Raw genomic sequence first — 3,999 nt, 5'->3', positions numbered from 1 at the left:
TTCAATAAACTCTTTGGCGCCGGGTATAGCCTGGTCGCCATAGAGTAAAACTCCATCCATATCAATAAGAAATGCTTTTTTATCCATAACCTCACCTCAAAAACCACATCTATTATAATTTCTCCCCCTCTTATTAGCAAACATAGTTCTTGCAAAAGAACTATAAAATTGAGATATAAGAAATGGGTTAAGCCAGACATTAGTGAAGAACCCACACTTTTGTGCATTTTCAAATACCAGAGTCTTCTTTTCCAGTAAATGTAAGCCTCATTCATGTCGTATTCTTTATGTGGAAAACTATAAGTATAGCGACATATCATATCTTTTTGCTGTCTTTTTAACAATTCTCACAATAAGCGAAAACCAGCATTTATTCTCATCTCCTCTCTTTTTTGGAAAGTAAAAGATCACTCCTACTCAAGATAGGCTGAAAACATCTTAACTTCTTAAGACTTAAGACTTAATAAATAAAATCTGAGGAATGAGAAAAATATATTCTATATGGCCTTTATAGCCGGCGAGCCTCTATCGATTGAACGATTGATGAAAATATTTTGAACAATTATTGAAAAAGTTATTGACATTCAGTAAGCATATAGTATATTTATAATAACGAATATAGATTAAGAGGCTTTAATTTGGAATCAATTGCCAGAAGGAATCGAAAAAAGAAAATTATAGAATTACTGGAAAGCCGGGGAACCATGGATATTAATACTCTGGCAAAAGAACTGGAAATTTCTCCTATAACCTTGCGCAGAGACCTTAAAGACCTGGAGGAGCAAAGCCTGGTCACCAGGATCTGGGGAGGTGTAACTTTAGCTACCCACTCTATACCCGAGCCACCCTTTGAAGATAGAAATGTAGAAAACTTACAAGAAAAGCGAGCCGTTGCTAGAGCTGCACTAACTTTAATCAAGCCGGGAGACGTCATAGGGTTAGGCGGAGGGACAACTACCTATGAGCTTGCCAAGCTTTTGGGGAATATCCCCAATATTCAAGTAGTCACCAATGCAATTAACATAGCTTATCTGCTTCTCCGATTAGGAGTAAAAATTGTCGTTCCGGGAGGGTTTTCTCGAGAAGGGTCTTACAACTTAGTAGGCGATAGAGCAGAAGAACTCTTTAAAGAAATTTTTATTGACAAGCTCTTTTTAGGGGCAGATGGTGTTGATGTTGATGGAGGTATTACCACATTGAATCCCAGTGAGGCAAGGCTCAATAGCATAATGTTAAACTCTGCTCATACAGTCATAATTTTAGCCGATTATGGCAAAATAGGACACAAACGTCTTATCCCCATCAGCTCCCTTGAAAAAGTGGATATCCTGATTACCGATGAAGGTGCTCCTCGAGAAATATTGAAGAAAATAGAAAAAAAGGGAGTAAGAGTAGAGATTGCATCATTATCGACTCAAAACGGTAGCTATAGCCAGAGCGACTATAAGTTCAAATGAGGGAGGTTAATATATTGAGAGTGGTAGGAAAGCTGAATGGATTATGGGAATTGAGCTTAGATAAAAGGTTTGATTTATCAAATACTTATGCCATTTCGGTTCCAGGTTGTGTTGGAAGCGAAGTTCCTGCTCTGAGAGATTATCGAGGCGCATTATGGTATAGAAAGAAATTCTGTGCGGGAGACCTTCCCAAGGATAGAAGGATTTTTGTTCGTTTTGGAGCAGTAAACTACTATACTGAAGCATGGTTAAACGATTCTTTTATTGGCTCACACGAGGGAGGCTATACTCCTTTTATTTTTGAAATCACGAAATACATCAAACCCCAAAATGAACTTCTGGTAAAAGTTCTTGCACCCGGGGAAAATGACCCCCAGTATCCTTTTGGAGAAATTCCCCATGGAAAACAGGAAGCTAACTGGTATGGAATTGCCGGTGGCATATGGCAGGAAGTAGAGTGGTTTACAACAGGAACCAATTGTATCGAAACACTTTATATAACTCCTGACGTAGACAAAGAGAAAGTCTCAGTACATATAAAAACTGATCTTACAGAAACAGGGGAAAAATACAAATTAGTTCTCTCCATTATTGACCCCCGGGGGAAAGAAGTAAAAAGTGAAATTCTTCCTTTAAGCTTCCGGGTGGAAAAAGATATAGAAATTCCCAGCCCTATGCTTTGGAATGTTGACACTCCCCATTTATATCTTTTGAAGGCTTCTATAGTGAATGCGCAAGGTAGACCAATAGATGAGCTAACAGAAGCATTCGGAATGAGAAAGATAGAGGAACAAAAAGGGGAGATTTTACTGAACGGGAAACCCATCTATCTTATGGGTGCGCTAGACCAGGATTTTTATCCTTTCACCCACTATGCTCCTCCTAGCGAAGAATTTGTCCGAGACCAACTTATTTTAGCTAAGGAGATGGGTCTTAACTGCTTAAGGTATCACATAAAAGTTCCTCATCCCTGGTACTTAAAATGGGCAGACCAGTTAGGCATTCTCATCTGGGAAGATCTTCCCAACTGGAGTAAACCTACCCCGGAAGCAAAAGCAAGAGGAATGAAAACCTTAGAGGAAATGGTAGATCATGATTATAATCATCCTTCGGTAATAATTCGAACCATTATCAACGAAAATTGGGGGCTAAATTTAGTAAACAGTGAAGAAGACAGGAACTGGCTTAAAAAAACTTATGAGTGGTTGAAAGCCAAAGACCCTACGCGATTAGTGGTTGATAATTCCGCATGTTTTCCTAACTTTCATATAAAAACAGACATAGAAGATTTTCATAATTATTTTGCTTTCCCTGATAGATTCAATCACATGAAAGCCTGGACTGCTGATTTTGCTCACCATCCTCCATGGACCTATAGTCCCGGAAGTGAAAGAGAAGAGAAAAAGCCCTTAGTCGTTTCGGAGTTTGGAAATTGGGGGTTACCGAATATCATAAAACTAAGAGGTCAATATGGGGGAGACCCGTGGTGGTTTCTACAGGGAAACTTGCCTGGTACTCGACCATGGGGTGTAGAAGAAAGGTTTTGGGAACATGGATTAAACAAAGTTTTTGAATCTATAGAAAACTTGTGTGAGGCCTTTCAGGGTTTACAAGGTCAGGCTCTTCGTTTCCAGATAGAAGAGATGAGAAAATACCCCGAGATTCAAGGATACATCATAACTGAATTCACGGATCTCTACTGGGAGTGTAATGGGCTTTTAGATATAACTCGAGGAAAGAAAGTTTATTTTGATGAGCTCGAAAAGCTCAATAATTTAGACCTAATTTTCCCTCAAGAAAGACCCGCAGGAGTGTGGGCGGGAGAAAAAGTCAATATATCTGTGTTATTTTCACATTTATCCAGTAAAAACATAGAAAGCGCAAGGTTATCCTGGAAAATAGAAGGAACAGATATAAAAGGAGAAAAACCTATCAGTAAAGTTCAAAGAGGATTAAATGAAATAGAGAATATAGAATTTTCCCTTCCCGAGGTAATTGAGCCTAAAACATTTAAACTCATCCTTAAGCTGACATCCAAGCGCAGGATCATAGCTGAAAATTATGTAAACATCTTTGTGGTCCCTAAAAATATTCTAAAATATACAGATTATAAAATTGGCTTGGCTGAGAACTCTATTCTCAGCCGTTTCAATCCCGACGGGTTAGAAATTTACGACCTTCCAGAAGCAGAGGTGATTCTGGCTCTGGAATATAATGAGAGCATTCAAAAGTGGGCCAATGAGGGAAAAATTGTAATTTTGGATCTCTCTCAAGAAAATGATTTTTCAGAGTTTGGATATACCTTGAAAAAAAGGTCAGGAACAAAAGAAGGTAATTGGGTAAGTGGTTTAGGAATGCTAAGTCCTGAAATCGCAGGAAGAGTGTTTAAAGAAAAAATCCTGGACTATCGTTTCATAAATGACTCTCCTGATTACTACCTGGATGGCATCTTCAATTTTAATTCCCAAACCCTTTCTGGAATGATATTTGGCTGGATCGATGATCCCATCAATTTTATAGTAGAAGTTCCCTCAGGGAAAGG

At 38.6% G+C, this 3,999-nt stretch carries 3 protein-coding genes; 2 read left to right on the top strand and 1 reads right to left on the bottom strand.

All coding sequences use genetic code 11. The features are described from left to right. On the bottom strand, positions 1–200 hold a 200-nt coding region (locus GXZ17_RS01580), incomplete at its 3' end, for a hypothetical protein (RefSeq protein ID WP_409375538.1). 438 nt (positions 201–638) lie between these two features. On the opposite strand from GXZ17_RS01580, the gene GXZ17_RS01575 reads away from it, so the two are divergent. Next, positions 639–1,457 carry a DeoR/GlpR family DNA-binding transcription regulator gene (locus GXZ17_RS01575; RefSeq protein WP_409375537.1) on the top strand — a complete coding sequence of 273 codons (819 nt, stop codon included), beginning with the start codon at positions 639–641 and terminating at the stop codon, positions 1,455–1,457. Positions 1,458–1,477: 20 nt separating this feature from the next. Beyond that, the coding region (locus GXZ17_RS01570) for a glycoside hydrolase family 2 protein (RefSeq protein WP_409375539.1) at positions 1,478–3,999 on the top strand (2,522 nt) is incomplete at its 3' end.

It is taken from the genome of Candidatus Sordicultor fermentans (assembly GCF_012728195.1).
Classification (GTDB): Bacteria; Atribacterota; Atribacteria; order Atribacterales; family Caldatribacteriaceae; genus Sordicultor; species Sordicultor fermentans.
This window is presented reverse-complemented; position numbering and strand designations above follow the sequence as displayed.